The following is a 16,303-nucleotide window of genomic DNA, read 5'->3' as shown; positions in this document are numbered from 1 at the left end:
GTCATGTCGATCCCGCCCGGTCACCGCGCGGCGCCTGCGCGGCGTGTTCGGCCGGAATCTCCATTGACGTGAGCCAGTTCTGTCGGGGCGAGCGCTACGGACCGTATACCGACGTGCCGCCTGCGGAGATGCCCTTGGACCTGCAACCTAAGCTGAACGCCGCTGACACCTGCCCCGCCGGCCCGGAGCGCGCCGGCACCTCGGGCGCACACGCCGCCGACCGCGCCCTGTGATCCGGTTGTCGGACCCTCCCCCTACGATGCCCGCATGCAGCCCCACTTCACCGGTACCTGCCTGATCACCGACGACGTACCGGCCCTCGCCGCCTTCTACGCGGCGCTCCTCGACGCGGACGTCGAGGGCGGCGACCCCTTCGCACGGGTGGCGGTCCCCGGTGCCGTGCTGTCGTTCTTCTCCGCGCAGGGGATGGAGTCGATGGTGCCCGGGTCGGCGTCCGCCGGCGCGCACGGAGGCTTCACCCTGGAGTTCCGGGTCACCGACGTGGACGCCCGCCACGAACAGCTGCTGTCCCAGGGCGTTCCCGTTCTCAAGCCGCCGACGACCCAGGCATGGGGACGCCGTTCGGTGTGGCTGCGTGACCCGGACGGCAACATCGTCAACCTGTACCAGGACGCCCGACCGTGATCAGAAGTGCGTGCCGATGCCGAAGACACGGGACGGCCGTGCCGCCGATCCTGCCGGTGACGAAGCACGAGGCGGGGTACCGGAACGGCCGGTCCGGCTCGAACGACGCCTGGAGCGCGGACCCGTCGTCCGCGAAGTCCAGGGGGTGCAGGTCGATCTCCCGCCCGTCCGCGGCCGTGACCACGAACCGCACGGGCCGCTGGTCGAGGCTCTCCGCGAACCCGACACCGGCGAGCGCCCGCACCGCGGCGTCCTCCTGGTCCAGCCGATGCATCAGATCCAGGTCGCGATGCTCCCGCGTCTGCTCACCGACCAGCGCGTCGATCCCCCAGCCACCGCCGACCCAGACATCGACCTCCGCCCGCCACAGCAGGGCCAGCACGGACAGCACATCGTCAGCCGTCATCACTCGACGCAGGCTAGAAGCGATGCCGCAGGACGGCGAACTCTTTTCCGGCGGGTGCGTCGCGTGGCTCAGGTGTCGGCCGGGACCACCCTGGTGACCTTGCCCTTCGTGTCCGCCTGCACATAGCCGCTCTGGTTGTGGTCGTTGTCGAGGTAGACGGACATCCCGGCGGGCGAGTCGAAGGCGGTGTCCGGGATGTCCACGGACAGGTAGCGGGTGTTCGCGTTGGGCACTTTGAGCTTCTTCTTGGCCTGGGACAGCAGGAAGGGGACCTTGTCCCAGGCGAAGTCGTCGAGGCGGACGGGCCTCCAGGTGGTGGGGAGCGAGCTTGAGATGATGCCCTTCTGCACGCCCTCCCCGGTGCGGTAGGTGTACGTGTCGTACGCGCTGTCGCTGCCCTTCACCATCACCTCGGCCGTGACGTAGCCGGGGTACACCGTGAAGTCGCCGAACCGGTCGCGGCCGGTCTCCTTCTCGATCGCCGCGATCGCGGTGCGGATGCCCCGAGGGGTCAGCAGGTCGGTCGTGGCGGTCTGTTCCGTGGCCGTGGGAGAGGTGGTGGGGGACGCGGTGGATCCGGCCGAGGGCGATGTCGTGGACGCCGTGGACCCCGAGCCCGTGGAACCGGCGCCCGTGGACCCGGAGGCGTGCGTACCCGATCCCGGTAGCTGGGTCCACACCAGGACGCCCGCGAGGGCCACTCCGGCGGTGGGGAGGACGAACAGCCTCCAGCGGCGGCGACCGGCGGGCCCCGGCACCGCCACCGGGGCGGTCGGCGGGATTTCCTGCGGTGGGGTGAACTGGGCCGGCGCGGCGGGCGGTTGCAGGGGGAAGGACGTGGGGGACTCGGCCGGCGGCTGCCGGCCCGCGTCGGCCAGCATCCGTTCCAGCTGCCAGACGTCCGGGCGGGCCTGGGGGTCGCGGAGGAGGGCACGGGCGAGGACGTCGGTCAGGGGGCCGGCCTTGACCGGCGGCGGTATGTCGTCGGTGAGGACCGCGGCGAGCGTCGCGAGCGTCGTCCCCCGGCGCAGCGGATGGTGGCCCTCGACGGCGACGTACAGCATCATCGCGAGCGACCACAGGTCGGAGGCCGCGCCGCCGTCCTTGCCGGAGACACGCTCGGGTGCCATGTAGTCGGGGGTGCCGATGACCGAGCCGGTGGCGGTGAGGGCGGTGGCGTCGCGGATGGCGGCGATGCCGAAGTCGGTGAGCACCGGACGGCCGTCGGGGCGCAGCAGGACGTTGGCCGGTTTCACGTCGCGGTGTTCGATGCCGGCCTCGTGGGCGGCCCGGAGCGCGGCCAGCACCTCGATGCCGAGGCGCGCGGCCTCGACGGGGTTCATCGGGCCGAGGGCGAGGCGGTCGGCCAGAGAGCCGCCGGTCACGAGTTCCATGACGATCCACGGGTAGGTTCCGGGGCCGCCGTCGACGATGTGATGGATCGTCACCACGTTGGGATGGTCGACCCGGGCCAGTGCGCGGGCCTCCCGCAGCACCCGCTCCCGGAGCTGCCGCGCGGCCTCCGGGTCGTACTCCCCGAGGCCCGGGTCGGACGGCCGTACCTCCTTGATGGCCACACTGCGGTGCAGCACCAGGTCGGTGGCCCGCCAGACCATGCCCATACCGCCGCCGCCGAGCCGGGCCACCAGCTCGAACCGTCCGTCGACAACCCGTCTCGCGGGGTTGTCTCTGCCCTCGTCGCTCATGCGCGGGAGCTTAGTTGGCCGCGCTGACAGCCTCGCGTCCCGCTCAGTAGGTGGACCCCAGCGACTGCGTCGTGTACGCGCACTCCGTGTAGACGTAGCCGTAGCGCAACTTGGCGGTGTCGGAGCCCGGGGTGGCCGTGGTGTCGGTCTTCGGCTTGTGCACGAAGTACGTGGTGCCGGGCGGGAGGCTGATCGTCCGCTGCGGGTAGTTCTTGCTGTCGCTGCACGGCTGCCAGCCGGGGATGAGCGAGCTGGCGAACGAGTACGCCTTGCAACTGCCGCACGCCTTCAGGGTGAAGCTGCCGGTGACCGGGCCGGTGTAGAGGACGGTGATGTCGTCGGGGCTGTCGTTCTTGACGGTCACGGAGATGCCGCCGCCGCCCGCGGTGGTGGGCAGCTTGTCCCCGGCGTCGGGGAGGGTCTGGGCGACCTCGGCGCCGATGGCGATCTTCCCTGCGCGGTCGCGGTTCTTGTCGTGCGGGTTGTCGGTGACGAACTGCTCCATGGTCTGCTGGGCCTGCTCGTAGTCACGGTCCTTGTACTGTTTGACGCCGCACTGGTACTCCCCCGCGTCACCGCTGCTGTTGGCCCGGGCGGCGACCTTGACGAGGCCGTCCGACCCGCTGCCACTGCCGCTGCCGTTCGAGAGCTGGAGGATCTGGGTGTTGAGCGTGTGCAACTGCTTGACGGCGGTGCAGGGATCGCTCCCGGAGACGGCCTTCGCCGCCTTCGTCTCGGCAGCGTCCACGGCGGGGACGACCTTGGCGGCCTGGCCGGAGTCGGGGAAGGTGCTCAGGAGGTCGCCGAACTGGGTGACCCAGTCGGCTCCGCCGCCGGTCAGGCCGCCCGCCCCGCACTCGTAGAGCGAGGTTGCCAGGCGGTCGTCGGGCCAGTGGGTGAGGGTGCCGAGCAGGTTCTTCGGCATGGAGTCGGGGACCGTCCGCAGGTACTTGAGCGGTTCGATCGCCGTGCAGTAGTCGTTGTGGCTGTAGGCCGCCGCGACCGTCGTGTAGTAGGTCCTCATACGGTCGGGGACCTGGGCGGCGGCTCGGGAGCCGGAGTGGTTGACGGCGAGGTCGCGGTAGACGGCCAGGGCGTCCTGGTAGTCGGACTTGGCGGTGGCGAAGGCCTCCTGGCCGGCCGCGCTGACCCGCTTGTCGGCGCGGTCCAGACGGTCGAGGAGCGCGCGTTCGACGGCTTCCTTCTGCGCGCCGTCGTACCAGAGCGCACCGCCCACGGGTACCGCGAGGAGGACGACGCCCAGCACGAGGGCGACGGGCCGCTGTCCCGGCCACACCAGGCGGGTGCGCAGGCCGACGAACGCGCCGTGCACGGCCGCCAGCAGCAGGAGGACGGCGTAGAGGACGAGTGCGGCTCCGGGCACGCCGTCGGCGTCCGCGGGGAGAGCCACGAGCAGCAGGACGACGGTCGCCGCCAGGCATCCGGCCATCGGGATCCATCTGCGCACGAGCAGGTAACCGAGGCCGAGGCCACTGAGGTTGAGCAGGGCGACGGCGGTGGCCCGCACGGCGTCCGGCGGGGCGGGCGGCGGAGCGGACGGCATGGGCGGGACGAAGGATCCCGGGGGCGGGAAACCCTGGCCCGGGAAACCTTGGTTCGGGACCCCGTGGCTCGCAGGGCCCTGGTTGAAGGGCCCTTGATTCGGCGGACCCTGGTTCGGGTCGTACGCGTCCCCGGACATGGCGGCTCCCCCAATTGCTGCCGAATCCTTATGAATTGACAGCGTACGGCCAAACGTGCGATTTCGACAGGCCCGCTGACGACGCAGTGACGCCTCCGTAACTGTCCGCTTGCGAGCGTTGCCGTCGTCGGCCTCGCCCCGCTCCCCTCCCCTCCCCTCCCCCGGCGTGCCGCCGTGGCCCGTGGACCGCTGAGCGGAACAGCGCATGACAGACGACTTCCGGCCGCTCACGCTGGCCACACCGGGCACATGCCAACGGCCTGGGCACGGGGGCCGCTCAGCCGGCGCCCGCGACACGGGGAACAACACGGGGAACGGGGACTGCCGATGGTCTGGGACGAGTTGACCGCGGAACCACGAAGACACCACACGACCACGCAGGGCGGGAGCGGACGGAAGCGGACAGGACAGGGCAGGCTGAGTCTGTTCGGCGCCTTCCGGCTGGAGGGTGTGAACGGAGCCATCACCGTCCCGGCGAACGAACAACGGCTGCTGGCCTACCTCGGGCTCCACAAACGCGCGACCCGTTCGGTCGTCGCCGGAAACCTGTGGCCCGACGTCACCGAGGAGCACGCGCACGGCAGCCTGCGGACGACACTGTGGCGGCTGCGCCGCGTGCCGCGCCCGGTGGTCGGCACCGACGGCGACATCCTCCACCTCGTGGACGGACTCGCCGTCGACGTCGACGACTTCACCCGCGCGGCGCTGCACCTGACCGGCCCCGCGCCCGATCCGGGGGACCCGCCGCCGCTCGGTGTGCTGGTCGGCGGCGAACTGCTCCCGGGGTGGGACGAGGAGTGGATCTGCTTCGAGCGGGAGCGGCTGCGCCAACTCCGCCTGCACGCGCTCGAATCGCTGAGCGCCCGGCTCACCCGGCGCGGCTGCCACGCACTCGCGCTGGAGGCCGCCCTCACCTGCGTGGCGATCGAGCCGCTCCGCGAGAGCGCCCACTGCGCGGTGGTGGCCGTCCACCTGGCCGAGAACAACGTCGTGGAGGCGATCCGGCACTACGAGTCGTTCCGCCGGCTGCTCCACGAGGAAGTGGGCCTCACACCCTCGGCCCGGCTGACCGACCTGTTCCCGCACCCGGCGGTGCTGACGCGCCGGTGACACCCCGGTCACGGGGTCCCTGCCATCGTCCTCCATGACGAGAGCGGCTCCGCGCGACGGACCCGACCGACGACCCGAAAGAGGGGAGCTGACGTGGCCACCTGCCGTGGTGTCGACGTCTCCGTCTACCAGCCCGCACAGGACTGGAAGGCCCGCAAGGCCGAAGGCGTCGTGTTCGCCTTCGTCAAGGCCAGCGAGGGCGAGCACACCCATGACGCGCGCTTCGGCGAGCACATCACCGCCGTCATCGACGCCGGACTCGTCCCCGGCGCCTACCATTTCGGCTGGCCGAACCAGAGCGCCGCCACCGAGGCGGCCAACTACGTGGCGGCCGTGAAACCCCACGCCGGGCCCGGCTTCGTCCACTGGCTGGACCTGGAGCGGCGGTCCGACGGAGCGAACTACGCGGGGGTCACGGCGGCCGGGATCCTGTCCTACGCCACCGGGTGGATCAGCGCTGTCCAGGCCGCGTTCCCCGGCCAGCGCGTCGGCGTCTACACCTCGGGCAGCGACCTCGCCGCCGGCCACGCGCCCGCCGCCGCGCCGCTGTGGTATCCCGCCTACCCCTGGCCGGGCGCCGCGACCTACGCACAGGCCGAGGCACACGTGCAGCCCGTCCCGGCCGGCCGTACGCCGCTGTTCTGGCAGTTCACCTCGACCCCGCTGGACCGATCCATCTGCTATCTGAGCGAGTCCGCGCTGCGTGCGTGGGCCGCAGGAACGGAGACCGACGTGCCGCTCACCGCCGAAGACATCAGCAAGATCGCCACCGCTTCCGCGAAGGCGGTCCTGACCCTGGACGGAGTGATCGCCGCCCCCGCCGACGCCCCCGACGCGAAGACCAACGCGTACTGGGCCCTCCAGTCCTACATCAAGGACACGAACGCGCGGCTGCGGGCCGTCCAGGCGACCGAGGCGGCGCAGGGCGCGGCCATCACCCAACTCGCCGCCACCATCGCGGCCTTCGACAAGACCGTCGACCCCGCCGCGCTGGTCGTGTCCGTCACCGCGGCCATCGAGGCGGCCGTGGCCAAGGTCGTCGTACACCTCGACACCACCGCCTGACCGCGCGCAGGACCGCGAGACGGCTCCCTCCCGGACAGCGACCGGGTCATCCCTCCCCAGTGCGGCCGGCACGTGCCGGTGCTTTGCCGATCCCTCTGTGCCGACCGTGCGGATGTGAGCAGAATCTGGCGGAGAGGTGAGAGTTCTGAGGGGATGTCATGGTGGAACTGCGATTACTCGGCCCGGTCGAGCTGGTCGCGACGGACCGGACGGTGGACGCCGGCCCGCCGCAACGGCGCCTCGTGCTCGCCGCGTTGGCCGTGGACGCCGGCCGGCCGGTCGGAACCGACGCACTGATCGGCCGGGTCTGGGGAACCGACCCCCCGGAGGGTGCCCGGCGTTCGGTCTATGCGCACATCACCCGGCTTCGGCACGCCTGTGACCGGTTCGGTGACGTGCCGGGGGAAGGACTGCGGCTGACACGCCGGTCGGACGGATACGTTCTGGAGGCCGACCGGCAGCAGGTGGACGTACATCGTTTCCGGCACCTGACCGACCGGGCCCGCCAGGCTCGCGTACCGGACACCGAACGGGCGTCTCTCCTCGACGAGGCGCTCGGGTTGTGGCGCGGCGAGCCGCTCAGCGGGCTGGACGGCGCGTGGGCCCAGCAGATGCGACAGGCATGGCGGCGCGAGCAGGTGGCCGCGACCGTCGAGTGGGCCCGGGTCCGGGCGCGGCTCGGTGATCCGGCTGCGACGATCGGCACACTGTCCGCGCTCCTCGACGAGTTTCCGCTGGTCGAGCCGCTGGTGGAGGCGCTCATGCGGGCGCTGCACAGCACCGGGCGGGACGCGGAGGCCCTGCTGTGCTACGCCTCCGTGCAACGGCGGCTGGCGGAGGAGCTGGGGACGGATCCCGGTACGGCGTTGCGCGAGGTCCACCAGGCGATCCTGCGCGGGAACGTGCCCGGTCCCGCCGCCACGCCGCACGTCGTGGCCACGCCACACGTCGTGCCGTCGGAGCCTGCGGGGCCGCGGCGGGGCACGGTGCCCGCACAACTGCCCTTCGCGGTGGGCGGTTTCACCGGCCGACACGAGGAACTCGCCCGGCTGGACGCTCTCCTCGACACCGCACGGCCCTCGGCCCCCGCCGTGGTCGTCTCGGCCGTGTCGGGCACCGCGGGAGTGGGCAAGACCACGCTGGCGGTGCACTGGGCCCACCGGGTACGGGAGTTCTTTCCCGACGGACAGCTCTATGCCAACCTCCGGGGCTTCGATCCCGGAGGGACGGCGGCGAACCCGGCGGAGGCGGTGCGCGGATTCCTGGACGCCTTCGCCGTGCCCCCGGCCCGGATCCCTCCGGGGCTGGAGGCGCAGACGGCCCTCTACCGAAGTGTGCTGGCGGACCGGCGGGTACTGGTCGTGCTCGACAACGCCCGGGACGCCGAGCAGGTCCGGCCGCTGCTGCCGGGCGCGCCCGGCTGCCTGGTCCTGGTCACCAGCCGCAGCCGGCTCACCAGTCTGGCCGCTGCCGAGGGCGCTCATCTGCTCGCCGTCGACGTCCTCTCCCCCGACGAGTCCCGGTCCCTGCTGGCCGATCGTCTCGACGCCCGCCGGATCGCCGCCGAGCCCGCCGCCGTCGCGGAGATCGTGGCGCGCTGCGCGGGCCTGCCGCTGGCCCTTGCCGTCCTCGCCGCCCGTGCCGCCGCCGAACCCCGCATGCCGCTCGCCACCCTCGCCGCCGAAGTGCGCGAGACCGGCAGCCGTCTGGACGCCCTGGACGGCGGTGATCCGGCAACGCGCATAAGAGCCGTGTTCTCCTGGTCCTACGAGGCCCTCGGCCCCGCCGCCCGACGGCTCTTCCGACTCCTCGGGCTGCACTCCGGACCCGACATCTCGGCCGCGGCCGTCGCGAGCCTCGCCGGTGTGGCACCCGAGCGGATCCGTGCCCCGCTCGGGGAACTGACACGGGCGCATCTGCTCACCGAGCAACTGCCGGGCCGGTACTCCCTGCACGACCTGCTCCGCGCCTACGCCGCCGAGCTCGCCCACGCCGAGGACACTGCCCCCGACCGCCACCGGGCGACCCACCGGCTGCTCGACCACTACCTGCACACCGCACTCCGGGCGCAACAGCTCCTCGGGCCGCCCGCGGACCGGATCCTCCCCTCCCCGGTCCAGCCCCTGGTGGCCCCCGAGGAACCGGCCGACCGCGAGGCGGCCATGGCCTGGTTCACGGCCGAGCATCCGGTGCTCCTCGCGGCCCTCCACCAGGCGGTCCGGGAGGGCTTCGACACCCATGTCTGGCAGCTCGCGGCGGCGCTGACGCCCTATCACCAGCGGAGGGTGCTGTGGTCCGACTGGTTCGCCACCCACACGGCCGGGCTGGCCGCCGCCCGCCGGCTGGCCGACGAGGCGGCGCAGGCGTGCGCCCTGCGCAACATCGGCAACGCGGAGACGAGCCTCGGCCGCCCCGCCGAGGCCCGCGTCCACCTCGAACGCGCGGCGGAGTTGTACCGGCGGCTCGGTGATCCGTCGGGCGCGGCACACACCCATCTCGCGCTCGGCAGGGTCTCCACCCAGCAGAGCCGCGTCAGCGAGGGACTGGCGCACTCGCGGCGGGCCGTGGAGGGTTTCCGTGTCGCGGGAGACCGCGCCTGGCAGGCGCTGACGCTGAACAACGTGGGCTGGGACCACGCGGAAATGGGAAAATTCCGGGATGCCATCGCCTACTGCGAGCAGGCGTTGGCCCTGATCGGCGGCACCGGCCATGTCTCCGGGGAAGCCCACACCTGGGACACCCTCGGTTACGCGCACCACCACCTCGGCGAGCACGGGGAGGCCGCCGCCTGTTACGAGAGAGCCGCGGCGCTCTTCCACGACATCGGGGACCGCTATTACGAGGCGGACATTCTCGCCCATCTCGGCGACACTCATCACGCCGCGCGCGATCCCCGTGCCGCCCGCGACGCCTGGACGCTGTCGCTGGCGCTCTTCGAGGAACTCGATCACCCGGACGCCGAGGCGCTGCGGGCCAGGCTCCGGCTTCCGCCCGACCGGGATCCGTCCGACACGGTGCTTCCGCCACGCGCCTGACCGGAGTCTCGAAGCCCCCGTCTCAGGCCGGTGTCCGACGCGGTTGTGGTGCGGTGCTGAGGCCGGCCGGGCCGGGGCCGAGTCGGCGGCGGAGCCGGACGCACAGGGCGTCCGTGTCGGGGAGGCCGAGTTCGGTGGTGACCGCCAACGCCTCGGTCCACGCGGCGCGGGCGGGATACGGACGGCCGGACGAGGCGTGGAGGTCGCCCAGGCAGATGAGGCCGGCCGCCCTGCTGTGGCGGTCACCCGTCAGCTGGAAGAGGTCGAGGGCCTGCCGGTAGCGGTCGACGGCCTCGGAGAGCTCGCCGAGCTGGTGGTGGATGAAGCCGAGGCTGTCCTGGATGTGCGCCTGGCCGTTGAGGTCTCCTGTCTCCTGCGCCAGGTCGAGAGCCTCGAGGCAGTGGGTGAGGGCCTGCTGGTGATCGCCGAGTTGGGCGAGGATCCAGCCTATGTGGTTCTGGACCGCGGACTGCCCGGCCCGGTCGCCGACGGCCCGGTGGTGCGCGAGGCTCTCCTGGGCGTGGCCGAGTGCCTGCCGGTGCCGGCCCTGGGCCTCGGACATGCGGGACAGGTGCTGGTGGACCCGGGCCTGCCCGGTGTGGCTGCCGGCCTCTGCGAACAGTTCCAGCGCCCGCAGGTAGTGGGCGTACGCGTCGTCGGGGTGGTCGAGGCGGTCGAGGGCGAGCCCGAGCCCTTGGTGGGCCGCGGCCCTTCCGGCGCTGTCGTGCTGCTGACGGGCGGCGTCCAGCGCCACGGTGTGTGCGGCGTGCAGCTCCCGCCAGTAGCCGTGCCGGTTGAGATAGGTCGTCAGCGCGGACGCGAGTCGCCAGCTGTGGCTGTGGAAGCCGGCGGCGGGCGCCTGCTCCACGGTGGCGAGCAGGGCCGGGTGTTCGGCGGTGAACCAGGACTGTGCCTGCTGGTGGTCGACGAGGGTCTCGGGGGCGGCGCCCGGTCGGCAGGGTGGGAGGAGTGCGGGGCCGGAGCGCGGGGTGATCAGGGTGTCCGCCTGGTGGGCGGTGTGGAGGTAGTGGTCGTACAGGCGGTGCGTCGCGGTGTTCCGGGTGTCGTCGTGATCCTGTGCCGTGGCCAGTTCGGTGGCGTAGGCGTGCAGCAGGTCGTGGAAGGTGTAGCGGCCGGGGGACTGTTCGGTGAGCAGGTGCGCGCTGACGAGTTCGGCCAGCAGTGCGCGGGTGCGGGGGGCCGGGATGTCCGCGAGGGCAGCGATGGCGGGGAGCGCGGCGTCGGGTCCGGGGTGCAGGCCCAGCAGGCGGAAGAGCCGGGCGGCCTGCGGGCCGAGTGCCTGGTAGGACCATGAGAAGACCGCCCGTACGTCACTGTTCGCGTCTCCGCCGTCGAGGGCGTCCAGGCGTCCGTCCGTCCGGCGCAGCTCTTTCGCGAAGACACCGAGGGGCAGAGCGGGCTGTGCGGCGGCCCGGGCAGCGGCGATCGCCAGGGCGAGCGGCAGGCCCGCGCACCGGCCGACGATCTCCTGTGCGGCGTGGGGATCGGCCGACACCCGGTCCGCGCCCAGTCGGCGGACCAGCAGCTCGTGGGCTTCGCCCGGGGTGAGCAGGCCGACGGCCAGCAGGTGCGCGTCTTCGGTGGCGGCGAGTCCGGTCAGGGAGGTCCGGCTGGTGATCAGGGCCATGCAGCCGGGTGTCCCGGGCAGCAGGGGACGGACCTGTTCGGCGTCGTGGGCGTTGTCCAGCACCACCAGCATCCGCCGCCCCGCGAGGAGGGTGCGGTACAGGCCGACCTGTGCCTGCGGGGCGGCCGGGATCCGGGCCGGCGGTACACCGAGGGCGTCGAGGAAACCCCGTACCACCTCGGCCGGGTTCATCATCGACCCGGTGGGGGCGAACCCGCGCAGGTTCACGTACAGCTGGCCGTCTGGGAAGGCCCGTCGGGACCGGTGGGCCCAGTGCACCGCGAGGGCGGTCTTGCCCACCCCGGCGGTGCCCTGCACCGCCGTGATCACCGCTGCCGTCGGCTGGTCCGCCGCTGCGGCGAGGATGTCGTCGAGCCGGGCGATCTCCTTGCGGCGCCCGGTGAATCCGCGTACGGCGATGGGCAGTTGGACGGGGACCGAGCCCGGCCAGGGAGTCGCCGCGGCCGACGGCGGCCCCGGGGAAGCGGCCCGGGCCACGGGGCGCGGCGGCCGAGGTGCGGCGGGCCCGGCCGGGCCCGTCCGCAGGATCGCCTGGTGGGCCTTCCGCAGTTCCGGGCTGGGATCGGTGCCGAGTTCCTCGGCGAGCCGCTCGCGGACGGCGGTGTAGTGGTCCAGTGCTTCCGCGCTGCGCCCCGCGGCGTGCAGCGCCCGCATCAGTGCCTCGTTCAGTGGTTCCACGAGCGGGTACGCGTGCAGGAGTTCGGTCAGCGGGCCGATGACGGCAGCGGGATCACCGACGCGCGATGCGGTGTGGGCCCAGTCGACGGCGGCGTCCACGTGCCGCCTCCGCCATGCCTCGCGCACCTGGGGCACCCACTGTCCGGCGAGGCCGGCCAGGGGCTCGCCGTGCCACAGGCCGAGCGCCTCGCGCAGCAGCGCCGCCCGAGTCTCGTCCGTCCGCCCGGCTTCCCGGGCCCGGTCGGTGAGCTGCCGGAACCGGTGGATGTCCACCTGTTCCGGGCGGGCCTGCAGAACGTATCCGCCCGAGTGGCGCACCAGCCGTAATCGGGGGTGCTCCGACTCCTGGGTCTGCTCGCACAGCCGGCGGAGCCGGGCAACATGGGCGTGCAGCGCGCGCCGTGCCCCGTCCGGCGGACGGCTGCCCCAGACCCTCCGGATCAGCACGTCGGCGGGAACGGGCCGGCCGGTGTCCACCGCCAGTGCGGCCAGCACGGTGCGGCGCTGTGGCGGCCCGATGTCGACGGTCCGGCCCCGCACCGAGAACTCGACCGGACCGAGAAGACGCAGTTCCACCACGGTATCCACACTCCTCGTGCAGATCGTCTTCACTTTGCACACACATTCCATGCCGGGGCGACAACCTATCGACAACGTTCTCAGCCACATCCGAACCCCAGTCTGATGAGGCGGACTTCAGTCTGCTGGGGCGGAGAGTCTCCGCGCACGGCGGCGCACCGCACATGGGGAACGGCCGGTGCGGGGAACCGGCCGGGCGGTATCCGGAGGAAGAGGCACGTGGACGAACAGCGGAGAGCAACGGCAACGAGGACGGCGGACGCGCCGAGGCGGCATCCGGACCACCGGTACGAGCCGCGGGCCGAGTACGCCGCGCGGGCTGCGGCGGACGGCGGCGGGCGGAGTGTTCTGGAGGGCGCGTTCGCGCTGCTGGGAGCGGTGGAGCGGGCCACCGAGGCCGGATTGACCAGGCTCGCGGCGGAGTGCGGACTGCCGAAGACGACGGCGTACCGGCTCCTGGAGCAGCTGGTCGAACTGGGGGCCGTCGAGCGAAGCCGCGGCGGCTACCGGATGGGCCCGCGGATCTTCCGCCTCGGGCAGGGCTGGCAACCGTACCCCGGCCTGCGCACCGCCGCCCGCGCACCGGCCCGCCGCCTCGCGCGCCTCACGGGGGCGACGGTGGGACTCAACGTGCTGCGGGAGGGTCAGACACTGATCCTCGACCAGACGTCCGGCGACGGCTCCGGGACGGCCGGCCGACTTCCCGACGGCGTGTCCTGGCCGTGGTTCACCGCGGCGGGCAAGGTGCTCGTCGCCGGGGCACATCCCCGGCTCCCGCTGGGCCCGCTGCCCGTGGCCTGGCGACGGGAGGCGGACGTCATCCGGGACCGGGGCGTCGCCTTCGACCGGGAGGAGGTGGCGGCCGGGGTGTGCTGTGTGGCGGTGCCCGTGCGCGGCCCGAACGGAGTGCCGCTGGCGTCCCTGAGCCTCGTGACCGACCCCGCGCACAGCCTGGACCGGCTCGTGGGCGTGGTGCAGCAGACGGGAAGGACCATCGGCGCGCTCCTGCGCACCCGGTGAGCCGCGTGGGCGGCGCCCCGGGCTCCCCGGTCCTGCGGGATCAGCCCTGCGGGAACTCCTGCTCGGCCCAGATGATCTTGCCTTCCCCGGTGTAGCGGGCACCCCAGCGGTGGGCGAGCTGGGCCACCAGGAAGAGGCCGCGGCCGCCCTCGTCGGTGCTGCGGGCGTGCCGCAGCCGGGGTGCGGTGCTGCTGGCGTCGCCGACCTCGCAGGTCAGCCGGGAGTCACGCAACAGCCGCAGCCGGATGGGCGGTTCGGCGTAGCGGATGGCGTTGGTGACCAGTTCGCTGACGATGAGTTCGGTGGTCACCGCCAGCTCGTCGTAGCCCCACTCCACCACCTGGCGGGTCGCCTTGGCCCGGACGTCGGCGACGGCGGCCGGGTCGACGGGCACGTCCCAGGAGACGACGTGGTCGGTGCCCAGGGCATGGGTGCGGGCCAGCAGCAGGGCGACGTCGTCGGGCTGGGGCACGGCGACCAGCTGCTGCACGGTGGCCGTGCACAGCGTGTCGAGATCGGCGTCGGGGCATGCCAGGGCGGCGCGGAGGCGGGACATGCCCGACTCGACGTCCTGGTCGGCGCCTTCGATGAGGCCGTCGGTGTAGAGGCCGAACAGGCTGTTCTCGGCGAGTTCGATCTCGGTGGCCTCGAAGGCCATGCCGCCGAGGCCCAGGGGCGGCCCCGCGGGCATCTCGGGGAAGTGGACCTGCCCGTCGGGTCCGACCACGACGGGCGGCGGGTGTCCGGCCCGGGCCATGGCGCACCGGCGGGTCACCGGGTCGTAGACGGCGTACAGGCAGGTCGCCCCGACGAACGTGGTCGTGCTGTCCTCGACGGCCGTGCCCCCGCTCTCCCCCTCCCCCAGCCGCAGCACGAGGTCGTCGAGGTGGGCGAGGAGTTCGTCGGGGGGCATCTCCATGTCGGCGAGGGTCTGGACGGCGGTGCGCAGCCGGCCCATGCTCGCCGCCGCGGCGAGGCCGTGGCCGACCACGTCGCCGACGACCAGGCCGACCCGCGCCCCGGACAGCGGGATCACGTCGAACCAGTCGCCGCCGACACCGTCCGTCGCGTCCGCCGGCAGGTAGGCGGAGGCCACGTCCAGGGCCGTACCCCCCGTCAGGGCCTGGGGAAGCAGGCTGCGCTGCAGGGTGACGGCCGCCGTGTGCTCCCTCGTGTAGCGGCGGGCGTTGTCGACGCAGACGGCGGCGCGGGCGACCAGTTCCTGGGCGAGCAGGACGTCGTCGGGCCCGAAGGAGACCGGGTTGAGCGAGCGGGCGAACGTGGTGAGGCCCAGGACGGTGTTCCGCGCCCGCATCGGCACCGAGATGAGGGAGTGCAGTCCGAACTCCCGGATGCGGGCGGTCCGCGCGGGCTGCTGGGTGGCCCAGAGGTGGTCGTCCGGGTCGAGCACCGGGATCAGGATGGGTTCGCCTCTGATCAGCAGGTCGACGCCGTGCGGCGGGGGCAGGAAGTCCACCTGGTCGCCGATGTGTGCCACGACCTCGGGGCTGCCCTCGCGCACGGTCTTCAGCGCGGCGCGGCGCATCGCCGGTCTGGCGGGGGCCGGGCCGGCGTCGGTCAGCCAGGTGCCGTGTCCCTCGGTGCTGAGGACGGGTTCCAGGAGGTCGACTATGACGAAGTCGGCGAACCCGGGGACGGCGAAGTCGGCGAGTTCCTGGGCGGTGTGCAGCACGTCGAGGGTGGTGCCGATACGGGTCCCGGCCTCGTTGACCATGGACAGCAGCTGCCGGGCGTTCCACCGCTCGGTGACGTCGGAGACCATGTAGCAGACGCCGGTCACCGAGTCGTCGGCGTCGACGAGGGGGAAGAACGAGGTGGAGTAGGCGCGTTGCCGGTGCGGGTCGGCCCAGCTCCAGCCGAGGTACTCATAGTCGGTGACCGGCTCCCGGGTCAGCAGCACCTTGCGCATCAGGCCCTCGATGGTGCTCGCCTGCAGCCCGGGCAGCAGCTCGCTCAGCCGGCGGCCCAGGCGCTGCTCCCGGGGCACTCCGCCGAACTGCTCCAGGGTTTCGTTCAGCCAGACGTAGCGCAGCTCGGGGTCCATCACCGCCATGCCGATCGGCGAGCGGACGAGGAACCCGTCGAGGACGGACTGGCCCATCGTCCACTGGGGCCGCTGCTCACGGGCCGACAGCAGGAAGCACTCCTCGCCGCCGATCCGGAAGGACGCGGAGACCCGCAGGTCCACGACGACGCTGCGGCCGTCGCGGTGCAGGACCGGGACGAGGCCGCTCCAGCCCATGCCGGAGCGGCAGCGCTCGGCGACGCCCGCGGCGCGGGCCGGGTCGGCGCGCATGGCGAGCAGCCGGGCCGCGGAGCGGCCCACCACCCCGGCGGCCGGGTGGCCCAGCATGGCCTCGGCGCCACGGGTCCAGCCGATCACGACACCGCGCGACGACAGCACTGCCGCCGCGTCGCTGGAGGCGTCGAGGAGATCGCGCGGGCCCAGGGCGGTCGGCGCGTCGGCGTCTTCTCGCGGAGAATCCATTGGCTACATCCTCTACGTACCCCAATGTTCCTGCTTGTCCACGCGATGCGCACGGCCCGAAGGGGACCGTAAGGACCGCCGCGCGGCGGCCGGCGCGGGTGTCCTGGGGTTGGGGTGGGCCGTGTGGCGGGGGCAGCATGGAAGTGCCGCAGCAGCGGCATCGGTCCGTCGGCCGGTGG

10 protein-coding genes are annotated in these 16,303 nt (G+C 72.8%); 5 read left to right on the top strand and 5 right to left on the bottom strand.

Features of this window, described 5'->3' with window-relative positions:
• Positions 1-267: 267 nt before the first annotated feature.
• Entirely contained in the window at positions 268-645 is a 378-nt protein-coding gene (locus AB0D85_RS16685; RefSeq protein WP_362320059.1) for a VOC family protein, read from the top strand.
• On the opposite strand, the gene AB0D85_RS16680 is transcribed toward AB0D85_RS16685, so the two are convergent.
• From AB0D85_RS16680 to AB0D85_RS16670, 3 genes are all read right to left on the bottom strand, one after another.
• Entirely contained in the window at positions 617-1,051 is a 435-nt protein-coding gene (locus tag AB0D85_RS16680) for an amino acid transporter (protein ID WP_362320056.1), read from the bottom strand. The two genes, AB0D85_RS16685 and AB0D85_RS16680, sit on opposite strands and share 29 nt — an antisense overlap.
• Before the next feature lie 68 nt (positions 1,052-1,119).
• Complete coding sequence (locus tag AB0D85_RS16675) at positions 1,120-2,757, bottom strand: serine/threonine-protein kinase (RefSeq protein ID WP_362320053.1); 1,638 nt, start codon at positions 2,755-2,757, stop codon at positions 1,120-1,122.
• 43 nt (positions 2,758-2,800) lie between these two features.
• Positions 2,801-4,321, bottom strand: coding sequence for a hypothetical protein (locus tag AB0D85_RS16670; RefSeq protein ID WP_362320051.1), 1,521 nt, complete (start codon positions 4,319-4,321; stop codon positions 2,801-2,803).
• Positions 4,322-4,909: 588 nt separating this feature from the next.
• On the opposite strand from AB0D85_RS16670, the gene AB0D85_RS16665 reads away from it, so the two are divergent.
• From AB0D85_RS16665 to AB0D85_RS16655, 3 genes are all read left to right on the top strand, one after another.
• Positions 4,910-5,569: a BTAD domain-containing putative transcriptional regulator gene (locus AB0D85_RS16665; protein ID WP_362320049.1), complete on the top strand. Its 660-nt coding sequence runs from the start codon at positions 4,910-4,912 to the stop codon at positions 5,567-5,569.
• Between the two features lie 93 nt (positions 5,570-5,662).
• Positions 5,663-6,634, top strand: a complete 972-nt coding sequence (locus AB0D85_RS16660) for a glycoside hydrolase family 25 protein (RefSeq protein ID WP_362320046.1) — start codon at positions 5,663-5,665, stop codon at positions 6,632-6,634.
• Positions 6,635-6,792: 158 nt separating this feature from the next.
• Positions 6,793-9,669 (top strand): BTAD domain-containing putative transcriptional regulator, encoded by a 2,877-nt coding sequence (locus AB0D85_RS16655; protein WP_362320044.1) that lies wholly within the window; start codon positions 6,793-6,795, stop codon positions 9,667-9,669.
• 22 nt (positions 9,670-9,691) lie between these two features.
• Here the strand turns inward: AB0D85_RS16655 and AB0D85_RS16650 are convergent, their stop codons facing one another.
• Positions 9,692-12,595, bottom strand: a complete 2,904-nt coding sequence (locus AB0D85_RS16650; RefSeq protein WP_362320042.1) for a BTAD domain-containing putative transcriptional regulator — start codon at positions 12,593-12,595, stop codon at positions 9,692-9,694.
• Between the two features lie 219 nt (positions 12,596-12,814).
• Here AB0D85_RS16650 and AB0D85_RS16645 point away from each other — a divergent pair, with 219 nt between their 5' ends.
• Entirely contained in the window at positions 12,815-13,615 is an 801-nt protein-coding gene (locus AB0D85_RS16645; protein ID WP_362320039.1) for a helix-turn-helix domain-containing protein, read from the top strand.
• A 40-nt stretch (positions 13,616-13,655) separates the two neighbouring features.
• On the opposite strand, the gene AB0D85_RS16640 is transcribed toward AB0D85_RS16645, so the two are convergent.
• Positions 13,656-16,124, bottom strand: coding sequence for a SpoIIE family protein phosphatase (locus AB0D85_RS16640; protein ID WP_362320036.1), 2,469 nt, complete (start codon positions 16,122-16,124; stop codon positions 13,656-13,658).
• Positions 16,125-16,303 lie beyond the last annotated feature (179 nt).

Origin of the sequence: Streptomyces sp. NPDC048277, from assembly GCF_040652235.1 — a bacterium.
In the GTDB taxonomy this organism is placed as follows: Bacteria; Actinomycetota; Actinomycetes; order Streptomycetales; family Streptomycetaceae; genus Streptomyces.
The sequence above is the reverse complement of the archived record's forward strand: the minus strand, read 5'-3'. Positions and strand labels throughout refer to the sequence as shown.

Bases quoted from the DNA above. Each gene is read 5' to 3' on its own strand.
- AB0D85_RS16640 (WP_362320036.1), bottom strand. From the start codon at position 16,124: ATGGATTCTCCGCGAGAAGACGCCGACGCGCCGACCGCCCTGGGCCCG.
- AB0D85_RS16680 (WP_362320056.1), bottom strand. From the start codon at position 1,051: ATGACGGCTGACGATGTGCTGTCCGTGCTGGCCCTGCTGTGGCGGGCG.
- AB0D85_RS16655 (WP_362320044.1), top strand. From the start codon at position 6,793: ATGGTGGAACTGCGATTACTCGGCCCGGTCGAGCTGGTCGCGACGGAC.
- AB0D85_RS16675 (WP_362320053.1), bottom strand. From the start codon at position 2,757: ATGAGCGACGAGGGCAGAGACAACCCCGCGAGACGGGTTGTCGACGGA.
- AB0D85_RS16670 (WP_362320051.1), bottom strand. From the start codon at position 4,321: ATGCCGTCCGCTCCGCCGCCCGCCCCGCCGGACGCCGTGCGGGCCACC.
- AB0D85_RS16685 (WP_362320059.1), top strand. From the start codon at position 268: ATGCAGCCCCACTTCACCGGTACCTGCCTGATCACCGACGACGTACCG.